Raw genomic sequence first — 1,917 nt, 5'->3', positions numbered from 1 at the left:
TCGAAGTACCGGCGGGCGGTGCGTTCGGTGATGCGCATCTGCTCCGCGACGGCGGCGACTCGGTCGGTGAGCAGGTCCTCGAGTCGGTCGGTGGGGACGGTCAGACCGATCCGTGCCAGCTCCGCACCGAGGGCTGACGCCGTGGTGCTCACCCATGTTGATGGTCGCGGCATCGAGGCCTCCTGATCCGAGCGTTCCACCACACCTGGTCTGTCTACCAGTCCGCCCGCGGTGGCGGCGGCAGGCGACGGGAAACGTCAGGACCCGGACCCGGACCCACCCCGCGGTCCGCTCCAGCGCGAAGTGACGGGTGCGCCGGGGGAGGTCACTGATCGCTCGAGGCGCCATTCGCTGGATCGGCTCTGGTTCCGATGCCGCCGGTGTCGAGTCGTACGTGTTGGTTTCGGGCCTGAGCTGGGGTGGGAAAGCGGGGAACTCCTCCAGCCAAAATGGAATAGTTTCTATACATGTCTGGGTTTGAGTTCGATCCGAACAAGAGCGAAGCGAACCTGGCCGAGCACGGCATCGATTTTCTGTCGGCGCAGGCACTGTGGCGAGATCCTCACCGGCTCGAGGTGCCCGCGAGAACTACGGATGAGCTCCAGGTGGCTGGTGATCGGGGTGATTGACGGAAAATGGTGGTCCGCGGTGGTGACCTATCGTGCGGACCGGACCCGGATCATCGCGGTTCGGCGCTCACGTGAGGGAGAGGTGGCGCTTTATGAGGGCTGACGAGTTCGACGAGCGTTTTGATGCCGGCGAGGACGTGACGTTCGCGCTCGATACGGCCAGGGCCCGGCGCCCGGGCGAGGAGCAGCGGCGTGTCAATGTCGACTTCCCGGCGTGGATGATCGCAGCGTTGGATCGTGAGGCGACTCGTCTCGGGGTTACCCGGCAGTCGCTGATCAAGGTGTGGATCGCCGAGAGGCTCGAACGCAACGGCTCGACGGCCGCCTGATCCTGCCGTGGTGGCGTGGCGGCACAGAATTTCTCTGGGAATCTCCGGGTGGTTGGGGAGTGGCTGCCGTCGTCCGGCGGGTGACGCTATCGGGGGTGATCGCGGTAGCGCGGAGGGTCTTGTGAGCGCTTGTTCGTTCAGGCGGGGGGAGGTCGGGTCGTCGCATGTGTGGGCGTGGGGTGACCTGCGTAAAACGGTGGCCGGACCCGGACACTGTGGGCACCGTCCGCAGCGGTAGTTGGCCTGAAGTAATGAGGGAGCGGGAGATGACCGTCGTCAACATGAAGGTCACCCGGCAGAAGCTCATGCAGACCGCGATCCTGAACAAGGTCGAGCGCGAGCATCTGCCCCTCGACACCGTCCGCGTACGCCGCAGTCTTCAGAGTGTCCGCGAGCATGTCAGTCGCAGCCCGTACTTCACCGACTTCCTGGATCGGTGGGAACGAATCGTCGAGGACAACGACGTCGAGACCCTTCGTCAGATCGTCGAGTCGGACGACGAGACCGGGAACGAGATGCGCAACCTTTCCCCTCTGTACGTGCTGCTGACCGAGGATGATCGCATGAAGGTCCTCGATGATCTGCGTGAGCTCGTCCTGAAGTGAACCGCGAGGAGTTCGAGCAGGTCATCAAGGCAGCCTGCGCGAACCTCGACGAGGGTCAGGTGATTGTCTTCGGCTCCCAGTCGATCCTCGGGACCTACGACGAAACGGAGTTGCCGGAGTACGCGACTTTGTCGCGTGAGGTCGATGTGTTTCCGCGGAGCGGCATCGACGCTCGGCGTCGCCGGCAGTGGTGGAGAAGATCCTCATCCTCAACGGAATCCCCGTCGCGCCGATGAGCTGAGACCGCCGCCGGCGGGGTCGGCGAGGGGTTGCGGGCTGTCGGAGGCAGCCGGGGGGTCCCGGCATACGCCGCGCCCGACCGCACAGGCACATATTTAGGCTAGAATTATGTAC

3 protein-coding genes are annotated in these 1,917 nt (G+C 64.5%); all 3 read left to right on the top strand.

The genetic code is table 11. The features are described from left to right. Positions 1 to 467: 467 nt before the first annotated feature. Entirely contained in the window at positions 468 to 629 is a 162-nt protein-coding gene (locus AZG88_RS55825) for a BrnT family toxin (RefSeq protein WP_231914306.1), read from the top strand. Positions 630 to 721: 92 nt separating this feature from the next. Next, positions 722 to 958: a type II toxin-antitoxin system BrnA family antitoxin gene (gene brnA / locus AZG88_RS36030; RefSeq protein WP_061043277.1), complete on the top strand. Its 237-nt coding sequence runs from the start codon at positions 722 to 724 to the stop codon at positions 956 to 958. A gap of 266 nt (positions 959 to 1,224) precedes the next feature. After that, positions 1,225 to 1,563, top strand: coding sequence for a hypothetical protein (locus AZG88_RS36025; protein ID WP_061043278.1), 339 nt, complete (start codon positions 1,225 to 1,227; stop codon positions 1,561 to 1,563). The last annotated feature ends 354 nt before the right edge of the window (positions 1,564 to 1,917 follow it).

Source organism: Rhodococcus sp. LB1 (genome assembly GCF_001583455.1).
Classification (GTDB): domain Bacteria; phylum Actinomycetota; class Actinomycetes; order Mycobacteriales; family Mycobacteriaceae; genus Rhodococcus_F; species Rhodococcus_F opacus.
Note: the sequence above shows the minus strand (reverse complement) of the source record. Positions and strands in the feature narration are given on the sequence as shown.